23 protein-coding genes are annotated in these 19,723 nt (G+C 42.5%); 7 read left to right on the top strand and 16 right to left on the bottom strand.

What is annotated here, in order from left to right:
- Window positions 1-74 precede the first annotated feature (74 nt).
- Both R7V76_RS03810 and msrB read right to left on the bottom strand, forming a co-directional pair.
- Window positions 75-2,987: a S8 family peptidase gene (locus R7V76_RS03810; protein WP_318091333.1), complete on the bottom strand. Its 2,913-nt coding sequence runs from the start codon at window positions 2,985-2,987 to the stop codon at window positions 75-77.
- 146 nt (window positions 2,988-3,133) lie between these two features.
- Window positions 3,134-4,234, bottom strand: a complete 1,101-nt coding sequence (gene msrB / locus R7V76_RS03805; RefSeq protein WP_318091332.1) for a peptide-methionine (R)-S-oxide reductase MsrB — start codon at window positions 4,232-4,234, stop codon at window positions 3,134-3,136.
- A 185-nt stretch (window positions 4,235-4,419) separates the two neighbouring features.
- Here msrB and R7V76_RS03800 point away from each other — a divergent pair, with 185 nt between their 5' ends.
- Complete coding sequence (locus R7V76_RS03800) at window positions 4,420-4,806, top strand: DUF302 domain-containing protein (RefSeq protein WP_318091331.1); 387 nt, start codon at window positions 4,420-4,422, stop codon at window positions 4,804-4,806.
- A 226-nt stretch (window positions 4,807-5,032) separates the two neighbouring features.
- Here the strand turns inward: R7V76_RS03800 and R7V76_RS03795 are convergent, their stop codons facing one another.
- The 13 genes from R7V76_RS03795 to R7V76_RS03735 all read right to left on the bottom strand — a co-directional run bounded on the left by R7V76_RS03795 (window position 5,033) and on the right by R7V76_RS03735 (window position 14,410).
- On the bottom strand, window positions 5,033-5,809 hold the full coding sequence (locus tag R7V76_RS03795; protein ID WP_318091330.1) for a sulfite exporter TauE/SafE family protein: 777 nt from the start codon (window positions 5,807-5,809) through the stop codon (window positions 5,033-5,035).
- 54 nt (window positions 5,810-5,863) lie between these two features.
- Window positions 5,864-6,091 (bottom strand): sulfurtransferase TusA family protein, encoded by a 228-nt coding sequence (locus R7V76_RS03790; RefSeq protein ID WP_318091329.1) that lies wholly within the window; start codon window positions 6,089-6,091, stop codon window positions 5,864-5,866.
- A 37-nt stretch (window positions 6,092-6,128) separates the two neighbouring features.
- On the bottom strand, window positions 6,129-7,265 hold the full coding sequence (locus R7V76_RS03785) for an MBL fold metallo-hydrolase (protein WP_318091328.1): 1,137 nt from the start codon (window positions 7,263-7,265) through the stop codon (window positions 6,129-6,131).
- A gap of 32 nt (window positions 7,266-7,297) precedes the next feature.
- Window positions 7,298-7,864: a sulfurtransferase TusA family protein gene (locus R7V76_RS03780; RefSeq protein WP_318091327.1), complete on the bottom strand. Its 567-nt coding sequence runs from the start codon at window positions 7,862-7,864 to the stop codon at window positions 7,298-7,300.
- Between the two features lie 48 nt (window positions 7,865-7,912).
- The gene (locus R7V76_RS03775) at window positions 7,913-8,209 is read right to left on the bottom strand and encodes a rhodanese-like domain-containing protein (protein WP_318091326.1); all 297 of its coding nucleotides are present in this window, start codon (window positions 8,207-8,209) and stop codon (window positions 7,913-7,915) included.
- 22 nt (window positions 8,210-8,231) lie between these two features.
- On the bottom strand, window positions 8,232-8,591 hold the full coding sequence (locus R7V76_RS03770) for a rhodanese-like domain-containing protein (protein WP_440137038.1): 360 nt from the start codon (window positions 8,589-8,591) through the stop codon (window positions 8,232-8,234).
- Window positions 8,592-8,612: 21 nt separating this feature from the next.
- Window positions 8,613-9,092 carry a DsrE/DsrF/DrsH-like family protein gene (locus R7V76_RS03765; protein WP_014969361.1) on the bottom strand — a complete coding sequence of 160 codons (480 nt, stop codon included), beginning with the start codon at window positions 9,090-9,092 and terminating at the stop codon, window positions 8,613-8,615.
- Between the two features lie 56 nt (window positions 9,093-9,148).
- Complete coding sequence (locus R7V76_RS03760) at window positions 9,149-9,412, bottom strand: metal-sensitive transcriptional regulator (RefSeq protein ID WP_318091325.1); 264 nt, start codon at window positions 9,410-9,412, stop codon at window positions 9,149-9,151.
- A gap of 127 nt (window positions 9,413-9,539) precedes the next feature.
- Window positions 9,540-10,181 carry a response regulator transcription factor gene (locus tag R7V76_RS03755; protein WP_318091324.1) on the bottom strand — a complete coding sequence of 214 codons (642 nt, stop codon included), beginning with the start codon at window positions 10,179-10,181 and terminating at the stop codon, window positions 9,540-9,542.
- Window positions 10,178-11,197, bottom strand: a complete 1,020-nt coding sequence (locus R7V76_RS03750) for a sensor histidine kinase (RefSeq protein ID WP_318091323.1) — start codon at window positions 11,195-11,197, stop codon at window positions 10,178-10,180. The genes R7V76_RS03755 and R7V76_RS03750 overlap by 4 nt, the downstream gene beginning before the upstream one ends.
- 64 nt (window positions 11,198-11,261) lie before the next feature.
- Entirely contained in the window at window positions 11,262-12,641 is a 1,380-nt protein-coding gene (locus R7V76_RS03745; RefSeq protein ID WP_318091322.1) for an MBL fold metallo-hydrolase, read from the bottom strand.
- A gap of 6 nt (window positions 12,642-12,647) precedes the next feature.
- On the bottom strand, window positions 12,648-13,196 hold the full coding sequence (locus tag R7V76_RS03740) for a hypothetical protein (RefSeq protein ID WP_318091321.1): 549 nt from the start codon (window positions 13,194-13,196) through the stop codon (window positions 12,648-12,650).
- Between the two features lie 11 nt (window positions 13,197-13,207).
- Window positions 13,208-14,410, bottom strand: coding sequence for an FAD/NAD(P)-binding oxidoreductase (locus R7V76_RS03735; protein WP_440137039.1), 1,203 nt, complete (start codon window positions 14,408-14,410; stop codon window positions 13,208-13,210).
- Between the two features lie 175 nt (window positions 14,411-14,585).
- Between R7V76_RS03735 and R7V76_RS03730 the strand changes: the two genes are divergently transcribed.
- From R7V76_RS03730 to R7V76_RS03705, 6 genes are read left to right on the top strand one after another with little or no spacing between them, the layout of a single operon-like run.
- The gene (locus R7V76_RS03730; RefSeq protein WP_318091320.1) at window positions 14,586-15,293 is read left to right on the top strand and encodes a cytochrome c biogenesis CcdA family protein; all 708 of its coding nucleotides are present in this window, start codon (window positions 14,586-14,588) and stop codon (window positions 15,291-15,293) included.
- A gap of 32 nt (window positions 15,294-15,325) precedes the next feature.
- The gene (locus R7V76_RS03725; RefSeq protein WP_318091319.1) at window positions 15,326-16,012 is read left to right on the top strand and encodes a response regulator transcription factor; all 687 of its coding nucleotides are present in this window, start codon (window positions 15,326-15,328) and stop codon (window positions 16,010-16,012) included.
- The gene (locus R7V76_RS03720) at window positions 15,999-17,054 is read left to right on the top strand and encodes a sensor histidine kinase (RefSeq protein ID WP_318091318.1); all 1,056 of its coding nucleotides are present in this window, start codon (window positions 15,999-16,001) and stop codon (window positions 17,052-17,054) included. The genes R7V76_RS03725 and R7V76_RS03720 overlap by 14 nt, the downstream gene beginning before the upstream one ends.
- 56 nt (window positions 17,055-17,110) lie before the next feature.
- Complete coding sequence (locus R7V76_RS03715) at window positions 17,111-17,497, top strand: OsmC family protein (protein WP_318091317.1); 387 nt, start codon at window positions 17,111-17,113, stop codon at window positions 17,495-17,497.
- The gene (locus tag R7V76_RS03710) at window positions 17,487-18,101 is read left to right on the top strand and encodes a hypothetical protein (protein WP_318091316.1); all 615 of its coding nucleotides are present in this window, start codon (window positions 17,487-17,489) and stop codon (window positions 18,099-18,101) included. Before R7V76_RS03715 ends, R7V76_RS03710 begins: the two co-directional genes overlap by 11 nt.
- On the top strand, window positions 18,088-18,666 hold the full coding sequence (locus R7V76_RS03705; protein ID WP_318091315.1) for a peroxiredoxin family protein: 579 nt from the start codon (window positions 18,088-18,090) through the stop codon (window positions 18,664-18,666). The genes R7V76_RS03710 and R7V76_RS03705 overlap by 14 nt, the downstream gene beginning before the upstream one ends.
- Window positions 18,667-18,760: 94 nt before the next feature.
- On the opposite strand, the gene R7V76_RS03700 is transcribed toward R7V76_RS03705, so the two are convergent.
- Window positions 18,761-19,618: a c-type cytochrome gene (locus R7V76_RS03700; RefSeq protein WP_318091314.1), complete on the bottom strand. Its 858-nt coding sequence runs from the start codon at window positions 19,616-19,618 to the stop codon at window positions 18,761-18,763.
- Window positions 19,619-19,723: the final 105 nt, after the last annotated feature.

The raw sequence follows: 19,723 nt of genomic DNA, 5'->3' as shown, positions 1-19,723 counted from the left end.
CTTTAAAAGTAAGACAACCCCTCAAAAAAAAAGCAGCCTTTTTCGTTTTACCCGAAAAAGGCTACTTTCAAGACTTATTTCTTCGCTTTTTTGACGACAACTGCTGTTTTAGTACTCGTTTGTTTCAAGTCATTTTTAAGATAAACATACAGTTTCGCTCCTGCTTTTTGTTTCGCAATCTTCACAGAGAACGTTCCTTTAGAAGTGACTGTTCCTTTAGCGTTGACTTTTTTCTTTGCGTTTTGAATATAGACATGCGCTTTTTTCTCACCTGTACCGGTTACTTTCGTTTGACCGGCTGTTACCGGATTCACTTTTGGTGCAACTGGCGGAGCAAGGACCGTAACAACAGTCGCTTTACTTGAACGATTGGCAATGTCTTTGACCGTGACGGCAAGACGGGTATTTGGTTGCAGTGCTTTAACTTTAACCGTAAACTTCCCTTTGCTGTCGACGACCGCTGTTCCGACTACTTTGTTTTTCGCATCTTTAATCGTAATCTTACCGTTCGCAATCGCTGTACCGGTTACTTTCGTTGCTCCAGCCAACACGCGGTTTACTTTCGGGGCAACCGGTGCTTTTCCTGGCAAGACTTCCGTCCGTTCCGATGTCACGTCAAGACCATTTGCATAACGGATTGTCAAAACAGATGCTTTTTCCTGACGCGGAATCGTCACACTGTATTTACCGGCTTTTGCCGTTGTCTTCGCTAATCGTTTAGACGTATCCTTTGTATCTGTCAATTTCTTCGTCGACCAAACCTCTACTGTTGTACCGGTTTTGACTTGCCCGCTGACAACAAGCTGATTGTCATAAACCGGATTGACTTTACCGTTTAAGTGCAGTTGAGAGATGGCACGCGTGATATTGACTTTTCCGTATCCCGATACCGGGCTGACGAAAGCTGGGAAGTCCGGTGTCATTTCTTTTTCATATCCCGGTGGATACTCATCTTCCATATCTTCGTCTTCATCGTACCAATCATTTGGATTTTCAAAGGCAAGCGGTTCTGCGCTTGTCCGTAAGATCGTTTCAATTTGTTTTGGTGTTAACTTCGAATCGAGTGATGCAAGGATTCCTGCGACTGCCGCGACGTGCGGTGACGCCATGCTTGTTCCATCCATATAAACGGTATTACCGTCCGGAACAAGACTTGCGATTTTTGAACCTGGTGCGACGACATCAAGTCCGATGCCGTAGTTCGAGTAATCAGCGACCATACCGAGCGGGTTTGTCGCTCCGACGGAAATCGCATACTCTGAGCTGGCTGGGAAGCCGACAGACATATCATATTCGTTACCTGACGCTGCGACGACCGTTACACCGTGATCTGCCGCATACTTCATCATATAAGCCATCGTCCGGCTTTCGCCGCCGCCAAGACTCATGTTGATGATTTTCGCACCGTGATCGACCGCATATTTGATTCCGAGTGCGATGGCATCTGTTTCTCCTTCACCGTTGGCGTTCAACACCTTGACGGGAAGAATCTTCGCTGACTGATGGATACCGCGAATTCCGTAATCATTTTCGAGCGCCGCTGCGATGACACCGGAGACGTGCGTTCCGTGACCGTTATCGTCAAGTGCATTTCCGTTTCCGTTCACATCAACGTAGTTCTTTTCCTGGGCAATATCAACTTTTCCTTGCAAATCCTTGAGGCGGTAATCGACCCCTGTATCGATAACTGCAATCGTCACAGGATTTAACTTTTGACCGGCATTATTTTTCAAGAATTTTTCGAATCCGATTCCCGCATCTGGGAACTGTTCGACGCTCGATTTTTGATTGAGCGACCATTGGTAGTCGTAGTTGATATCTCCTGTTGCGCGGTATGTCTGGACTTGTTCGACATATTCAACAGCACTTGATTTTTTCAACGATTGTTTCAGGACTGCTGCCGACTGACTTTTAACTGTCGGATCTTCCGTGACGATGATAAACTGACCTGTTCTTCCAAGCGATAACTTCTCAACGTCTGTTGCTTGTGTCCCAGCGATTTTCATCGTCCGCTCGGTATGCCCCGGTTTCAATTTAACGATGAACCGTGTTTTCGCTTCTGATTTCACCTGAATACCAAACGGTTTAAACGCTTCTGTTAAATCTGAACCGCCGATGCTTTCAATGTTCGCCGTTTTTGCGACTTGATTGATTTCCGTTGCAATGACTTCCGGTGAAGCGTCACGTGTCAATGCGTATAAGCGATTGACAGCTGCTTGATCGGTTTTTGTCAATGTGTACGCTGTCCCGTTGACAAGTGCACTCATCACCGGCTTCAGTGATTTTAAATCTTCATAAGCTTGTGTCCGTTTGTCCTTGTTGAACAACAATGTTTTAACGACGTACGGCGAGGCTTTGTAGTACAACGAAGTTAAGTTGCGTCCTTGTTCCGATTGGCTCAATACTTGTTTTTGAATCGCATGCATCAAGGCAAGCATTGGTTTTTCATCTGATGATTGTTTGAGTGCTTCTTCCGCCATACAGCTCATATCACTGATCGGCTCGTATTCGACTGCCAGTTTGACATTGTTGTATGTCAACTTGACGTTTGCTGGTTTGACCGTTTTAACTTCTTCCGTCTCTGGATAATAATCGACTTTAACGTAGTACGGTCCGTCCCAGGCATAAGGAACCGCCAGTTTTGTGACGTCTTTGTCGCTTGGTTCCGCATATCCGCGGTAACGGTCAAAGGTCTCATCCTTCGAAGCCATCTCTTCACTCGGGTAAGCCGTTATTTCAATCGGCTGATCCGTATCAATTGATAACTCAAAGTGTGTCGCCGTTTTTTCAATTCCGGCCTGATGTTCGACCTTATACCAGTATGTATTCTTTTTCTCTACTCCGGTTTCAAGAACTGTTTCCTGTCCTGCTTTTAATAAGACCGCTTCCGACAATTCACTTGCCGCTGCCGTTTTCACAGCTGATGGTCCGATTCCGAGTGTCAGAATCAAACAGCTCAGCATGAGCCAAATCGTTAACTTTTTCACGATGTTCCTCCTCAAGATATGATCTTACATTGTTTATAGTATAAACAATATTTGGATAAAATGGATAGTTATTTTCGAAGCGGCTACCTTACATTTTCGAAAGAAAAAGGGACTTTTCACAAAAGTGAAAAATCCCTTTTAGCTGATTATTTAAATTCAGAAGCATACTGACCGTAACCTTCTTTTTCAAGATCGGCTTTCGGAACGAACCGTAAAGCAGCTGAGTTCATGCAGTAACGTAAACCGGTCGGCTCGGGACCATCGTTAAAGACATGTCCAAGGTGGGCATTTCCGTGCCGGCTTCTGACTTCCATCCGCTTCATGCCTAAAGCAAAGTCGCTTTTTTCAATGATGTTTCCTTTTTCTAACGGTCGGATGAAGCTCGGCCAACCAGTTTTCGAATCGAATTTATCTTTTGATGAAAATAACGGCTCACCGGAAATCAAATCGACATAAATCCCGTCTGCTTTTAAATCATGGTACGGATTATCAAAAGCAGGCTCCGTTCCATCTTCCTGGGTGACTTTATACTGAATATCCGTCAATTTCGCTTTGATTTGATCGTCGGTTAATTTCGAATACTTCGGTATATCCAGTTTTGGCTGATCATTCCAATATTGATTGATGAACTCATCACGTCCGGACGCTGCCCGGTAGAATTTATATTTCTTTTCACTCTTCAAGTAATAATCTTGATGATACGCTTCCGCCTCATAAAACGGACCGGCTTCAATCAACGGTGTGACAATTTTTTTATCAAAGATACCGCTCGCAGCCAAATCCTTCTTCGATTGGTCCGCAATCTGTTTTTGTTCCGCATTCGTGTAGAAAATCGCTGTCGTATACGACTCACCCTGATCAACAAATTGACCGTTCGGATCGGTCGGATCGATTTGACGCCAGTACACATCCAGCAGTTGTTTATACGAAATAACATCAGGATCAAACGTAATCAGGACCGCTTCCCGGTGACCGGTCGTCTCCGCCGATACTTGGTTATACGTCGGATCTTTCACTTCTCCGCCGGTATAACCGGAAACCACTGACTTAACCCCTTTTAACTCTTCAAACGGCGGCTCCATACACCAGAAGCAACCACCTGCAAGAATGGCTGTTTCTTCTTTAACATATGTCAGCTCTTTACTGCCGCTTGATTTTGCCTGTTGCTGCTGAAAGATAAAGTAGCCGCCAATCATAATGGCAATCAATGCTACGACTGAAAGAATCGTCAACATTCGTTTTTTCATCTCCCTCCGCCTCCTTTTTTAAGCTTACGTCCCCCGTTGCCTGACGGATGTCTTTTTTCTAATGTACCTTGATTTCCCACAGTTTGTCGCCCGGTCTGCTTTTACTCAGCACATTAAAAAGGGGATTTATCTTTTTTAGACAGGGAATAACATAAAAGAATCCAAAAACACCAGGAGGGGTATTTATGTTTGATTACACTGTCAGTTCCAACCATTCAACGGAAGAAACGATTGAACGTCTGAAGACAGCACTTGCCGAGATTTCGTTCGGAGTCTTATGGGAGTTTGATTTAGCGAAAAAGTTCGCTGAAAAAGAGTTACCGTTTGAAGACCGATACCACATCCTCGAAGTCTGCAATCCGAAAGAAGCCCACCGTGTCTTATCGGCTGAACGACGGGCCGGCTACTTCTTACCGTGTAAACTCGCTGTCTATACGGAAGATGGACAAACGAAAATCGGCATGCCGCGCCCAACGGCACTGATTGGTCTGGTCAAAGAAGATGAGTTAAAACAAGTCGCACTTGATGTCGAACGACAACTGGTTGATGTCATTGAAAAGAGTCGTCTGTAACTCCTCAAAAAAAGAGCCTGACTCAAAAGTCAGTCTCTCTAAAGAAAAGAATCACTCTTTTTACGCTACTCCTACAGGAAAAAGCGCAAGACGACTTGCGCTGTCAGAGACAAACGAGCCCCGCTTTCCTGCCTGAACGAGGCAGGAAAACTGGCTTGTGTCTCGCCTGAGGAAAGGGCGTGAAAGAACGAGTGATTCTTTTTTGAGTCAGCCCTTTGATGTTCTTTTACAAGATATCAATCCAAATTTTAATGGCTGTCGCTAAGATTAAAACCGCAAGAATGATTTGCAGAACTTTTGTATTCATCTTTTTTCCGGCAATTGCGCCAAGCGGTGCCGCAATCAGACTGGCGATAACCATGATGGCTGCCGGTCCCCAGTCGACCTGCCCTGTTGTAATTTTTCCGATCGTTGCACCGATTGACGAGATAAACGTAATCGCGAGCGACGAAGCAATTGTCATCCGGGTCGGGATTTTTAAGACGACGAGCATGATTGGAACAAGCAAGAAGGCTCCCGCCGCCCCAACAATTCCTGCCCCCACACCAACGATAAATGCGGCACTCGCTGCAATCCCTTTATTGAAACGAACTTGATCGAGCGGAATGTCATCCAGTCCTTTTTTCGGTACGAACATCATGACAGCTGCCGTCAAAGCGAGAATACCGTAAACGAGATTGATTGTATTTTCCGCGAGCACATTCGATCCGTAGGCACCAATAAAACTTCCGATCAGAATGGCACCACCCATCGTGACAATCAATGACTTATTCAAGTAACCGCCCTTTCGATACGCCCAAACCCCACCGATAGTCGCGAAAAAAACTTGAATCGCACTGATTCCGGCTACTTCATGGGCCGAAAAGGCGGCAAATCCGAGGATTGGCGGAATGTATAACAGCATCGGATACTTGATGATTGAGCCACCGATTCCGAGCATTCCTGAAATATAGGATCCAACAAATCCAATCAAAAAAATTGTGATGATAAAACCAATTTCCATTCGATTCACTCCTTTAAAAAAGGAGGACTGTCGCCAGCCCTCCTTCAACTTGAATTACCCTTTTTGGATCCAGAATTTCAAGACACTGGCCTCTTCTTCGTGTTTGACCAGCTCATGACCACCTGATTTTGCCCACGCTTGTAAATCGTTTTTCGCACCTTTGTCTGTTGCATGGATTTCAAGAATTTGTCCCGATTCAAGTCCTGCGATAGCTTTTTTTGTTTTGACGATTGGCATTGGGCATGCAAGCCCTTTAGCGTCGAGTACGAGTTCTGATTTCATAATGATAATTCCTCCTGAAGTAAATTGTTTTTTTAGTTTAGCGAACCGCACAGCGGTTTGGTCCGACTTCCATTTCGCGTTGTGCTTCGAGATCCGGGGTCTGTTTTCCCATATTGGTCTCGCGGATTTCCTGATACGCATTTGGTTGCGGTGGCAAGTTTTCTGTCACCATTTTTCGGAATGTTTCTTCATCTTCAATATTCAAACCGTGATTGTTCGCGAGTAATACATCAAGTTTTTCCGCTACACTGCCGTCTTCGTTTAATTCTTCAATCAACATGAAGTGAGCAGGTAGCACGATAAGATTTTTTGAAAGTTCGCGATACGTGTTGTAGAGCGAATCCCGCAGGTCGCCGACCCAGTCTTCTGCAAGACCGGCTAAATCCGGACGACCAATCGAATCGATGAACAGAATGTCACCCGTCAAGAGATACCGATTATCGACGACAAACGAAGTTGAGCCGATTGTATGTCCCGGGGAATACAGAGCCCGGACATCAATTTGTGTATCACCTACCTGAACGTGGCTTCCATCTTCAAGCGCGGCATAGTCAAATGTGACATCTGTCGCGTCTTTTGGCGGCAACCAGTATGTCGCTCCTGTTTTTTCAGCAATCTCGCGTCCACCGGAAATATGGTCGGCATGAAGATGCGTGTCGAAAACATGCGTGATTTCAAGCTGACGCTCTTTTGCATAGTCGAGATAGACATCCGTCATTCGTGTTGCATCAACCAGGACAGCTTCGCCTTCGGAAATGATCATATATGACAAGCAGCCTTTACCAATCCGGACGAATTGAACGACTTCTCCGCGATCTGCCCCTGTTTCGTTTAATGCTCCGAGCGAAATCGGCTCAAGGTGTTCGCTCCAGGCTTTCATACCACCTGCGAGATACGAGACGGTCCGTCCTGCTTCTTCCAATAGATCCGCGACAAAAATCGAAGATCCTTCTTTTGCACAAACGACCAGCACGTCCTGATCCGTCGGCAGTTGATCCAAAATGTCTTCGACACCATCGAGCAAATCAAAGTACGGAACATTTAAATAAGAAAACTGTTCGCCTTCAATTTTCCAGTCTTGAAACGCGTCTTCATTCCGGACGTCCAAAATAAATAATTTTTCACGGCGAATGATTTTTTGCGTCACTTCTTTTGTTGTCATTGCTTGTGCCATCTGTCTGATTCCTCCTGATCGTAATTTACGAATTAAACGGTTTGATTTGTGTCGTACTTCCAGTCACTCATACCGGGAACAACGTTCTGTACATTAAATCCTTTAGCCGCCAGTTGTTGGCAGGCCAGGTCACTCCGGCTGCCCGTCCGGCAAACGACATAAATCGTTTTCGACGAATCGAGTTCTTCGGTGCGTTCTTCCAGTTCACCGAGTGGAATGTTTACCGCATTCGGGATATGTGCAAAAGCATATTCCGCCGTTTCCCGGACATCGAGAACAAGTGTATCGGCGTTTTGACGAGCGGCTTCAACCGTCTCGTTATTGACGACTTGGTCGAACGCCGGTGCTTCCTGGTCACTGCCCGAAGCTTTCCGGACGTAATGACGCAGGACATCACCGTCTTCAATCGTTCCAAGGTATTGATTGCCTGTACTGTTCGCCCAGGCCCGGAGATCGGCTGTCGATCCCTTATCTGTCGCTTGAACTTCCACGACTTGACCCGGTTCAAGCGTCTTCATCGTCTTTTTTGTCCGGACGATCGGCATCGGGCAAGCTAAACCGCGTGCATCAAGTACGATATCTGTTTTAATTGTCTGCAAAAGTATTCTCTCCTTTTACCTCTGGGGGTATAATTAAGATTAAAAAAATTAGTTGGTTTTACCTTCGTACGACATCATACCGCCATCCATATTGATAACATCAAAGCCTTGTCCTTCAAGATAGGTTGCTGCACGGCCACTGCGGGCACCAGAACGGCACACCATGACGTATTGTTTTTTCTTATCGAGTTCATTCATTTTAAATTCAACGAGACCGAGTGGAATATGAATCGCTTCCGGAATTTTTCCTTCTTTGACTTCGTCCACTTCGCGGACGTCAATGATGTTCAATTGTTCCCCGTTTTCAAGCTTTTCCTGTACTTCTTTTGCTGTAAGTCGTTTCATTTGTAGTTCCTCCTCCTATTTTTTAATGCCACGCATTCATTCCGCCTGACACTTCTGTTACGTTGGTATATCCTGCTTTTTTTAATTGTTTGACCGCTTGTTTACTGCGCATGCCGCTCTGACAAATCACGACAACTTCTTTGTCTTTCGGAATCTTATCGAGTTGCGTCGGCAATACTTGAAGCGGAATGTTCTTAAATCCTTTAATATGATTTCCTTTGAATTCGCCCGGTGTCCGGACATCCAAATAAAATCGGTTACGGTCACCTAAATGCTGCTTCAAGTCGGACGTCGACAATTTGTTGACGCCTTTCGTTGGTGCAAACATGCGATAGGCGAGAAAAGCGACAATCACCAGAAATACGATGGTCAAAATGTCCACTTACATCAGTCCTCCTCGAGATTAGATAAACAGGTTGACGTTTCCGTCTTCAGCATCAGCGAGATACGCGGCGACACCGGCATATTCGATGCCGTCATGCAATTCTTCTTGTTTTAATCCGAGCAGATCCATTGTCATCGTACAGGCAACCAACTTCACGTCTTGTTCTTTTGCCAGTTCAATTAAATCTGGAAGTGGCATCGCGTTGTGTTTTTTCATGACGTTTTTGATCATCTTTTGACCAGCACCACCAAAGTTCATTTTTGAGAGCGGCATTTTGTCGGCACCGCGCGGCATGAATTTACCAAACATTTTTTCAAGTAGTGTTTTATCCGGTTGAATCGGCTCGTCTTTACGCATCGCGTTTAATCCCCAAAATGTATGGAAAATCGTGACCTCATGGTCGTAAGCGGCTGCTCCGTTGGCAATGATATACGCTGCCATGACCTTATCGTAATCTCCACTGAACAATACAATCGTTGTTTTTTTAATCTCTGACATCTGAAAAATTCCTCCATCTATTTTACCCTATAGGGTATTAATCATTGTAAATTTTTTTATCTGCTCTTCAGTAAAAGTTGAACAGCTTCTGCTACAGACTGTTCGTGATTATCAGCTGTTTCGTCATTCGTAACACAATCGATGAGGTTTTCACTCACGACGAGTCCGATGACGCGATCAATCGCGCTCCGTGTCGCACTCAGTTGAGTGACAACATCTTTACAGGACGCTTCTTCTTTCATCATTCGGGTAATACCGTGAAGCTGACCTTCAATTCGGTTCATCCGATGAATGATTTTGTCTTCATATACTTTTTCCATGTGAAGAACACTCTCCTTTTTTCCGTGTGACCTTTGTCATATCTGTTGGCTACATTCCATACAATAATACCTACAGGGGTATATGTCAACATATAAAATTCAATCTTTTATATTTCATTTCGCCAAATCAATCCAAAAGATGATTTTTTAATGCAAAACGAACCAATTCATGCTTATGTTTGATGTTTAACTTTGTCATGATTCTCGCCTTATGATTTTCTACTGTCTTTGGGCTGATAATCAGTTTTTCTGAGATTTCAATATTCGTATATCCTAATGCCGTTAAATGAACGATTTCCAGTTCACGCCGTGACAACTTTTTTTTATGTTGTCTTCTTCCAAGCAATTGGTCAATTTCTTGGTTGGATAAAGAAGTTTGATAGTACACCTGTCCGCTGTATACCTTTTTAATGGCACCAGATAATTCGGATATATCACTGCTTTTGGATAGATAGCCGGGTATATTTTGTTCAATTGCTTTTCGAACATAGGCATCTTCATCATGCATCGTCAATAAGATGATTTTACTTTCAGGAGCTTCTTCTTGTAAGGCACGACTTGTCACGAATCCATCCAATCCACCCGGCATCGTAACATCTAACAAAATAATATCTGGTTGATATTGAATGGCTAACTTTATTGCTTCTCCACCTTCTTCTGCTTCCGCGACTACTTCTAAGCAAGAATCCTTTTCAATCAATAAACGTAGTCCGTTACGGATAAGTGCATGGTCATCTACGATTAACAGGCGAATCATCCGATTTTTCATTCAAATACCTCCTTCAAATTTAATTTAATGCGGATGCTGGTTCCCTGTCTCTTATCACTGGTGACATCAGCCGTTGCACCAATTGCTGACGCTCTCTCTTGTATGTGCTGTAACCCTAAACCAGATTGATGGTGCTTTACATCAAATCCCGCTCCATTATCTTGAATCACTAAAAGTAGATATTCATTTGATTCAATCAGTCGAATCACAATACGCGTTGGATCTGCATGTTTTAAACTGTTCATGACCGATTCCTGGACGATTCGATACAGGTTGATTTCAATTGTCGCCTTTAATCGAATTGTACGAAGAATATATTCTGCTTTAAATTGAATGTTTGGCTTTTGTTTACGAAATCCGTCCAACAGACTGTCAAGAGCGACTTCTAATCCGAATTGATCAAGTTCTAAAGGTCTCAGTTGTTTCGAATACAAACGTAAGTCTGACATGACTCGCTTCATTTCAGAAGAGACTTCATTTAAATATGCTGTTGTTTTAGGATCTACAGTATCTGTTTTCAAAGAGTCTAGTGCAAGCGATAAACCAAACAATGATTGTCCTACTCCATCATGTAACTCCATCGCCAAACGTTTATGCTCTTCTTCACGGGCAGCAATCAGTTGTTGAACCATCTGTTGTCGCATTTCATGCTCCTGCTGTTTTTTTCGTTCGGAAAAATCACGCAGTACTAACAGGTAATAAGTCGCCCCGGTTTGATTATCGTATAGAATCTTTGCAGTACTCATTTCCACATCCACCAGTTCTCCTGAGTAAGTGGGCATCTCAGAAGAAAAATAAGGCGACTGTTCATGTGTCACTAAATAACAGCGTTCTTGTCCTGACGGTATTTGCCGGTGTTGACAAAACGAACAATAGGGAACCAGTCCACCTAACCGCCACCCTGTCAATTTTTCAGCAGATGGATTTAGCGCTACAATATTCCGTTTTTGATCCATTACGATGATTCCATCTTGAATGACCTGAAAAATCTGTTGCCCAAGTTGATCAATTTCCATACTAATACCTCCTTACTGAAAAACGACCATGCCTCGTAAGACACAGCCGTTAATTATTTTCATCTTACGATTGAACGACAGGTTTGTCAGCTTTCTTCCACCCCTGATATCCTCCATTTAAATTATAAACTTGTTCAAATCCTGCTCGTTTCATGAGACTTGTCGCAATGGAAGAACGTGCCCCAGATTGACACTGCATCACGATTTTTTTATCTTTCGGTACCTGTTCAAGTTGATCTTCAAGCGTCCCTAACATGATGTGATGAGCCCCTTCAATATGACCCGCATCCCATTCAGACTGATTTCTGACATCAATCAAATAAACGTCATTTTTATTGAGGTGCTCTTGTAATGTCATTGCGTCGATTTCCGGATATTGTTCTGTAAAGGACACTTTCTCAGCATCCAAATATCCAGCGATTCGATCTACACCAATCGAATGAAGGGTTTTTAGAATATCTTCTATTTGATCCTCATATGCAATCAATACAAGATCCTGGTCGTAAGGCAACAACCATCCTGACCAATTCGCAAATGATTTATTGTACGGAAGATTCAACGTTCCTTTTTTAAATCCTGCTTGATACGCTTTAGCTGATCGTGTATCGATGATGACATGATCCTGTCCCCCGTGCGTCAGTTTCGGAATTTGTTCCGTCTCATCGACAAGTTCTGGTCCCCTTTTATTTACCCGTTTCATTACTGCAAAATATGTCGGGGGTTCTGGTTGACCTGATAAAAGTTCTTGCACAAACTGATCTTCATTATCAATTTTCAGAGCCCAATTGTTTATTTTTTCATATCCTACAGTCGTCATTGGAACGGCACCTAATGATTTCCCACAGGCACTTCCTGCTCCATGCCCAGGCCATACTTGGAGATAATCAGGAAGCTCGCGGAATCGGGACAGTGACTGATACATTGAGTGCGCCCCGCTCTCAGCTGTACCCTGGACTCCAGCAGCCTTTTCTAATAAATCTGGACGTCCAACGTCACCGACGAATACAAAGTCTCCTGTGAATATACCCATAGGTACAGATGAACCGCCACCCTCATCCGTTACAACAAAACTAATGTGTTCTGGTGTATGTCCGGGTGTGTGTAGGACATCAAACCGTATATTTCCTACGTAAAAGGTATCTCCATCCTTCAGCAACACTATTTTTTGTGGCATTTCGTATTGGTAAGTCCAATCGTTCCCGCCTTCATCTGAAAGATAAAGCTGGACATCATGTTGCGCAAGTTGACGAGCACCCGAAACAAAATCTGCATGAATGTGTGTTTCAGTAGCAGCTGTAATGCGTAGCCCTTCTGCTTTTGCAATCTCGTGATACTGCGAGATATCGCGAGCCGGATCAATCACGATTGCTTCTCCTGTCCGTTGGCATCCGACAATATACGAAAATTGAGCGAGCTTTGAATCAAAACATGAGCGGAAATACATCTCTTGTCATCCCTTTCTTTTTTGATTTAAATCCACTACGTCCATAAAACTCTCTATATATATAAAACTTTTTTTCCACATCGGATGTTTGATTAATCGCCAGATTCGCCGTAAAGAAATTCGCTTTTTCCGAGTTTCTTTCATTTCATAATGGAGTCTTGTTTCTTCTAAAAGCGGAATTTTCGGCCGAGCCATTAACAGTTCTTGCATGGTCCGTTCGTCTTCGAGTACAGACTTGGCAAAGAGCAGTCCTGTCATTCCTTGCTTTAGAAGCGGGGCGACTTCCGGAAGAAGACGTGCAATATCCAATAAGGCGTCAACATGCACTTTTGTTAGTCCAGTTTGACCTATTCTCCGTTCCACTTCTTTCGTAAGCGGTACAATGGATTCTTTATCTTGTATGACATGTTCAGCAAAACTGACACTTTTCTCTAATTGCTCCAATCGTGAAACGAGAACCGGTAAATCTCTCAAGAGTTGTGCCAATGCTGCTTGTTGTTCCGGTTCCTGTAATAAGGTTTCTACCGGATTCGGATCTTTCATCTCGATTCCCATGTCTCTCCTCCTCACATTAAGCCTTTAAGCATGCCGTCCCAATATAAAATAGGTAAAAAGTGTTTTTTCACTAAAAACATCGAGAGCCTCTCTTCTGACTGATCAATCGGAAAACTTTCTGCCGGTTGTTTATCGTAATCAAATTCCGCCATTACCAAGCTTCCATATCCTGTAACGAGTGGACAAGATGTATATCCGTCATATTCTGCTTCCGCAGATTTTTGATGCTCCATAAGACGGATCAAATTTTCTACGACAACCGGTGCTTGTTTGCGGATTGCTGCTCCGGTTTTCGAAGTTGGCAGATTGGAGCAGTCCCCTAATGCAAATACATTTGGGAAACGATCATGTTGCAGGGTTTTCGCATTAACATCGACCCACCCTGTATCATCCGTAATCGGGCTATTTTTCAAAAAATCCATCGGTCCCATCGGTGGCGTGACATGTATTAAATCAAAGTGATGGATAAACCGTTCTTTTGTGTCTAAATTTTCAAACGTTGCTACTTGTTTTGGTCCATCGATTTCGATCAGTTCTGTTTTAAAATGAGTCTGAATGTTTTTTCGGCGAACAACCTCATTTAAAGTTTTCTCATATCGGGGAACCGCAAACATATTCGGAAGTGCTGTCATGAAGTGGACACTTGACTGACGACGAACACCGTGTTCTTCAAAATACTCTTCTGCTAAATACATGATTTTTTGTGGAGCCCCGCCACATTTAATCGGTGTACTCGGCATTGTAAATAGTGCCTCGCCACCTTTAAAATTAGAAATTGCCTCCCAGGTTGAAGCGACGGTATCAAACGAGTAGTTACTGCATACACCATTTTTTCCAATCGTTTCACGCAGTCCCGGAATCGCTTCCCAGTTCAACTGAATCCCACCGGCAATAATAAGATACTCATATTGAACAGCCGTCCCTTCTTCTGTCACAAGATGGTTTTCTTTAGGTATAAAAGTTGTTACACTCTCCTGCAACCAACTCGCACCTTCCGGAATCAAAGAAGCCATCGGACGGGCAGTCGACTCTTTTTTCACATCTCCGGCACCGACTAAGGTCCATAACGGTTGATAGTAATGTTGTTCTGCTGGATCAATCAATAACACATGTCCCTTAAGTGCAGGACGTTTTCGTAACAACTGCGCTACAGCTGTAATACCTCCTGAACCTGCTCCGACAACAACAATTTTTGCGCTTTGATTCATACCCATTATCGTATCCCCCTTCAAATATGTTCCAGTACACTTTCATCTTAATGAAAACGTTATCTTGAGGATATAGGGGGATTCCCCTAAGTTCGATTGCTTAAAAAGAAATAGGTTTTCATCCTTCTTCATCATCCCTTAACATACAAGAGACACCTTATGGAGAGAAAGGGGTTCTAAAATGTCTGATATCACAATCTGGATTGCTTTTTTCGGAGGAGTCGCTTCGTTTTTCTCTCCTTGTATTTTCCCACTGTTACCGGCTTACATCAGTCATCTAACGGGAGGTCAACTCAAACAAACAACATTTATCGTCAATCGGAAAATCTTATTTGTCCGTTCCATCGGCTTCATTTCTGGATTCAGTCTAATTTTTATTGTTTTTGGGGCCTCCGCCAGTTACTTAGGACAATTATTGACCGACTATCGTATTTGGTTGATGCAGTTTTCAGGTCTACTCATCATTGTTTTCGGTCTTCATACTGCCGGCTGGCTGGAGATTAAATGGTTGATGTATGAGAAACGTTTTCATGTCGAAAAGCCGTCAAAAGGATTTTTCAGTTCAACACTGATTGGAATGGCCTTTGCGAGTGGTTGGTCACCGTGTGTCGGTATTTCACTTTCAACTATTCTTCTGTTGGCGGGAAACACTGATACGCTGGAACAGGGTATGTTTTTGTTGATTGCCTATTCAACCGGGATGGCTATTCCCTTTCTCATCATTTCATTTGTCGTATCCTATTCACTTCGCTTTTTACGATTAATGAATCGACAGCTGGGTAAAATTGCTCTTATCAATGGAATAATGATGGTGGCCCTAGGTTTTCTTGTCTTAAGTGGACAATTACAAAAAATCAGTGCGTGGTTAGCTCAATATTCGTTATTTTGAATGAAGAAAAGGAGATATTTGTGATAAATCAAATGTTAGTCGGAAAATCCGTTTTGATTGTAGAGGACGATATTAAAATTAGGGAACTATTAAAAATTTATTTACTTCAGGAAGGGTATGAGGTTTTGGAGGCAGGAGACGGGATCGAGGGAAAACAAATGATTGAATCATATGATCCCTGCATCGTCTTGTTGGATCTCATGTTGCCTAAGCTGAACGGGGAAGCGCTTTGTCAGTGGATTCGTGAAGATTTTAAAAGCTTGATGCCCGTCATCATGATTACAGCAAAAGTGTCTGAACAAAGTAAGCTACACGGTTTTGATTTAGGCGCGGATGATTATATAGTTAAACCATTTAGTCCTGCAGAAGTCATGAGTCGAATTGCAGCTGTCTTAAGAAGAACAGCAAGTCGTTGCGGTAAGTTAAGTTTTACAGGTTTTTTACTTAAACCGTTACGCGGGGAAGCTTTTATTAATGGGGATAAACTCCATCTCACCTCTTTTGAGTTTAAGCTTTTGCATGTTTTGATGCAGCACCCTAACCAAATCATGACTCGTTCCCAACTTCTCGATCATATTTATTTGGCCCATGAAAAAGAAGTGAATGATCGAACAATAGATGTTCATATTCGAAATTTACGTCATAAAATTCAGGAAAAAACAGATATATCTTATATTCAAACCATCCGGGGAATGGGGTATAAATTTGTCAGTTCTTAAATCCTTTGCTTCTTCCTTATTATCCCGCGTTCTCGCTTTAAACACATTATTGTTAGTACTCACCGTTTTCATCGCCGGTTTGTCGCTGACTCAATATGCTTGCTATGTGGTCACCGAACAACATTTGTCTGGAACATCTCTTAATTCCAAACTCTATACATTTTTCTTTTATATCAGTTTTGCTTTAATCTCATTTGGTATCTTTTTGCACTTTCTGTCTCTTCGTCGTTTATTGCGACCGATTCGATTTTTGTCTCAATCGGTTCTCCAGTTTAAGGAACGACGAAAGATTGTTTCGATTCCAGGTTCTGCAAGTCAAGATATTCAACTGCTCTCTCATAATTTTAGAGACATGATGTTAACCATTAAAGAAGCGGAACAAACCCAGGAGGAATTTTTACGTGATTTAGCTCATGAACTTCGAACGCCTCTCACTAATTTAAACGGATATCTTGAGGCTTTAAAACAAGGAACCGTTTTAGGGACACCTGATCTTTATGCTTCTTTACTAGAAGAATCTCAACGGATGACACGTCTTTTGAATCAACTGAATGAATTAGAGCACTGGGAACGTTCGTCTTCCCATATCATTTCTAATTCTGTTTCGATGGCCCGACTACTCAGCGAAACATTGCTCCATTATGAACTTCCTTTACAACAAATTTTTCAGGATATCGCCGTTTCCATTGAGGATGCCGAACTATCAATCGATCGTGATGCCGTATTTCAAATATTCGCAAACGTCATCCAAAATATTTTAGATTACAATACAGGATCCACGTTTCAAATTACAGGAAAAAAAACAGACTTGTCTTATCAGCTGATTTTTTCGCATACCGGTCAGTACATTGCACCTGAAGAAAAAGAACGTATCTTTGAACGTTTTTATCGTTGCGACACTTCCCGTACACTACGAACAACCGGTGCAGGATTAGGACTTGCAATTACTCGGCGGATTTTACATTCTCAACATGCCACTATTCAATTGGAGACTGATGGATATCAACATCACTTTCAGATTGAATGGCTTTTTTCTTCTTAACTTCATCGTTGCTTAACAATCAAATTGAACACTAGGAGTCGAAAGGAGTGTTATAAATGCACTTTGTCATTCAGGAACAAACAGTTGAAGGTCAATTTTCGAATGATATGTTATCCGTCTCGTCTGATCCGGAGAAAGGATTTCGGCCACTTGAGCTTTTCGTTACCTCCCTTGCCGGTTGCAGCGGAACGCTACTCCGAAATTTACTTCACAAAAAAAGAATTGCTTATACCAAGCTGATGATGGACGTCACGATCACACGGGATCCAGAACGCGCCAATCGAATCTCCTCCCTCCGTTTTCAAGTCACTGTAGAGGGGGAAATCACACCAAAACAATGTGCTACTTTATCTCCACTTGTTCTGAATAACTGCGGCATGATTCAGTCTGTCATCGATAGTATCGATATCACGTTCATGATTGAACCGTCTGATGAACAATGAATACTTCCAAGTGGAACAATTTTCGATTTCTTATATTTGGCTAGCAGTTATTTTAGCATTTCTCTTACTTGCAGGATTAGGCTGGCTATCTTTTCGACACCTTCCAAGAGAATGGCTGCTTAACAGTTTTATGTTGTACATTTTGATTTGGAAAGGAAGTTATGCATTATTCCATCTATCCCTCGTTCTTGATATGCCGGGATCTCTGCTATTTTTCCATGGTGGCTACAGAGGACAATTGCTTGCTGTAGGAGGACTGTTGATTTATTGGCTTAAGGTAATGAAGTATGAAACTGCAAAATTCCTGCCCTATTTTTCTATCTCGTATCTTCTTCAGTTTGAATTTGTTTTAGCGATACTTTACGGGCGTCCCTTACTTTTAATGATGTATTTGACTCTCTCATTCATTCTGATCAGTTATCAATATTGGTCATTCATTCCCTTTGAATGGTTGATCGTCGCTTTTTTACTTCATCTATGTATTCAAAGTATATTTAGTGTGATCGATTGGAAAGCTATTTCATTTCAAATTCTTTTAGTCGGAACTAGCTTTGTCGTTACTCAACTAAAACAATCGAAAGGAGCTTACGATGCCTCGACATAAAAAAATTGCCGCTGTACTAATACTTTTATTGGCACTTGGCTTAATCGGAATCAATCTTTACGACAACCAACAAGCAAAAAAACAAGCCGCTCAAGAAAAACAGCGAACGACTATACTTGAAAAAACCCAAGTGGATAAAACGGAGGAAAAAAAAGAACGCGCTACAGATTTTTCCTTACAGACCACTGATGGAAAAACCATCCGTTTATCCGATTATCGTGGAAAAAAAGTGATCTTAAATTTTTGGGCAACGTGGTGCCCACCATGTAAGGCCGAGATGCCACATATGCAAAAATTTTACGAAGCACATCATGACGAAGTCGAAGTTATTGCTGTTAATTTAACATCTTTAGATAATGGAAATGCCGCATTGGAAAAATTCATTCAGGACTACAAACTTTCTTTCACCATTCCTTTAGATAGGGATGGTGAAGTCGGTAACCAGTATAAAGCATACACAATCCCTACAAGTTACCTGATTGATGCAGATGGATTCATTGAACAAAAAATAATTGGTCCGATGAACGAAGAAATGATGGAAGAATTGATTACCTCACACGGATAAACTGTAAGTGCTCGAAAGCAGGTAAATCAATTTCTAGTAATGCAAATAAAAGTAGGCTCACGTACGCGAGCCTACTTTTATTTGCATTACTTTTTTAGTTTTTCGATACAGAATCTATCGGATAGGACAAGTCATCTGGTGGATCTCCATTAGGATAATCCTTTTCTTTTCCTTTCATGACCGGACGACCAACAGAATTGATATATGCAGCAACATCAATCGCTTGTTGTTTCGTCAATCCTCCCGTCTCGACTCCGCCCATTGGCTCTTTTGGCATATAGTTTTGAATGAATCCGGCTGTCGTCCGTAGTCGATTCATTCCGGCACCATCATTATAGGAATTTTCACCATATACCGCGAGACCATGAGACTCCGCTTGCGTGGAACCATGACAGGCCATACACGAATTCGAATAGATTTCCTTACCATTCGTTAAATCGGGTTTTGGTAAGTCACCTTTCATGGCAACTTCTGTCCACGGTCGTTCTTTGATTCCATCCGGTATATCTTTAGAAAGAAAATCTAAATACGCTACAATAGCTTTAATTTCTTTTCCGTTTAAGTCGAGTTTTGTTCCATTCATACTTCGGGTAAAACATCCGTTGACCCGTTCTTCGATTGACACATTTTTCCCCGCACGTTTATTGTATTGTGGATATTCCTTCGTCACTCCAACTAAATCGAGTGACCCACCTGTTGCTCCTGTCGCATGACAACTTGCGCAAGACATTGTACTTCCTACATGATCTGGAAGCAGACTGCTTGTGTGATTAATATAATCTCGTCCTCGTTTAATCTCGTCCCCGTTAGCTTCTTGTGTTAATGTATTTAAGCTAGGTCCATGTGCTGCCTGAATGACTTTTTCTTCTGTTGGAGCCAAGAATCTAGCCCATATTAAAATACCAACAATGAAGAGTACCGACACTGCAACAATCCATTTTTCTTTCTTCATCAGAACCCCTCCCCCCTACTATCAATTTCCGAAACGAATCTACCATATTATACCACCCACTTTTCTCCGTTCCTTATAGGTTTAATTAATCAAACAAATAAAGAA

Source organism: Exiguobacterium artemiae, from assembly GCF_033342815.1.
Classification (GTDB): domain Bacteria; phylum Bacillota; class Bacilli; order Exiguobacteriales; family Exiguobacteriaceae; genus Exiguobacterium_A; species Exiguobacterium_A artemiae_A.
Note: the sequence above shows the minus strand (reverse complement) of the source record. Positions and strands in the feature narration are given on the sequence as shown.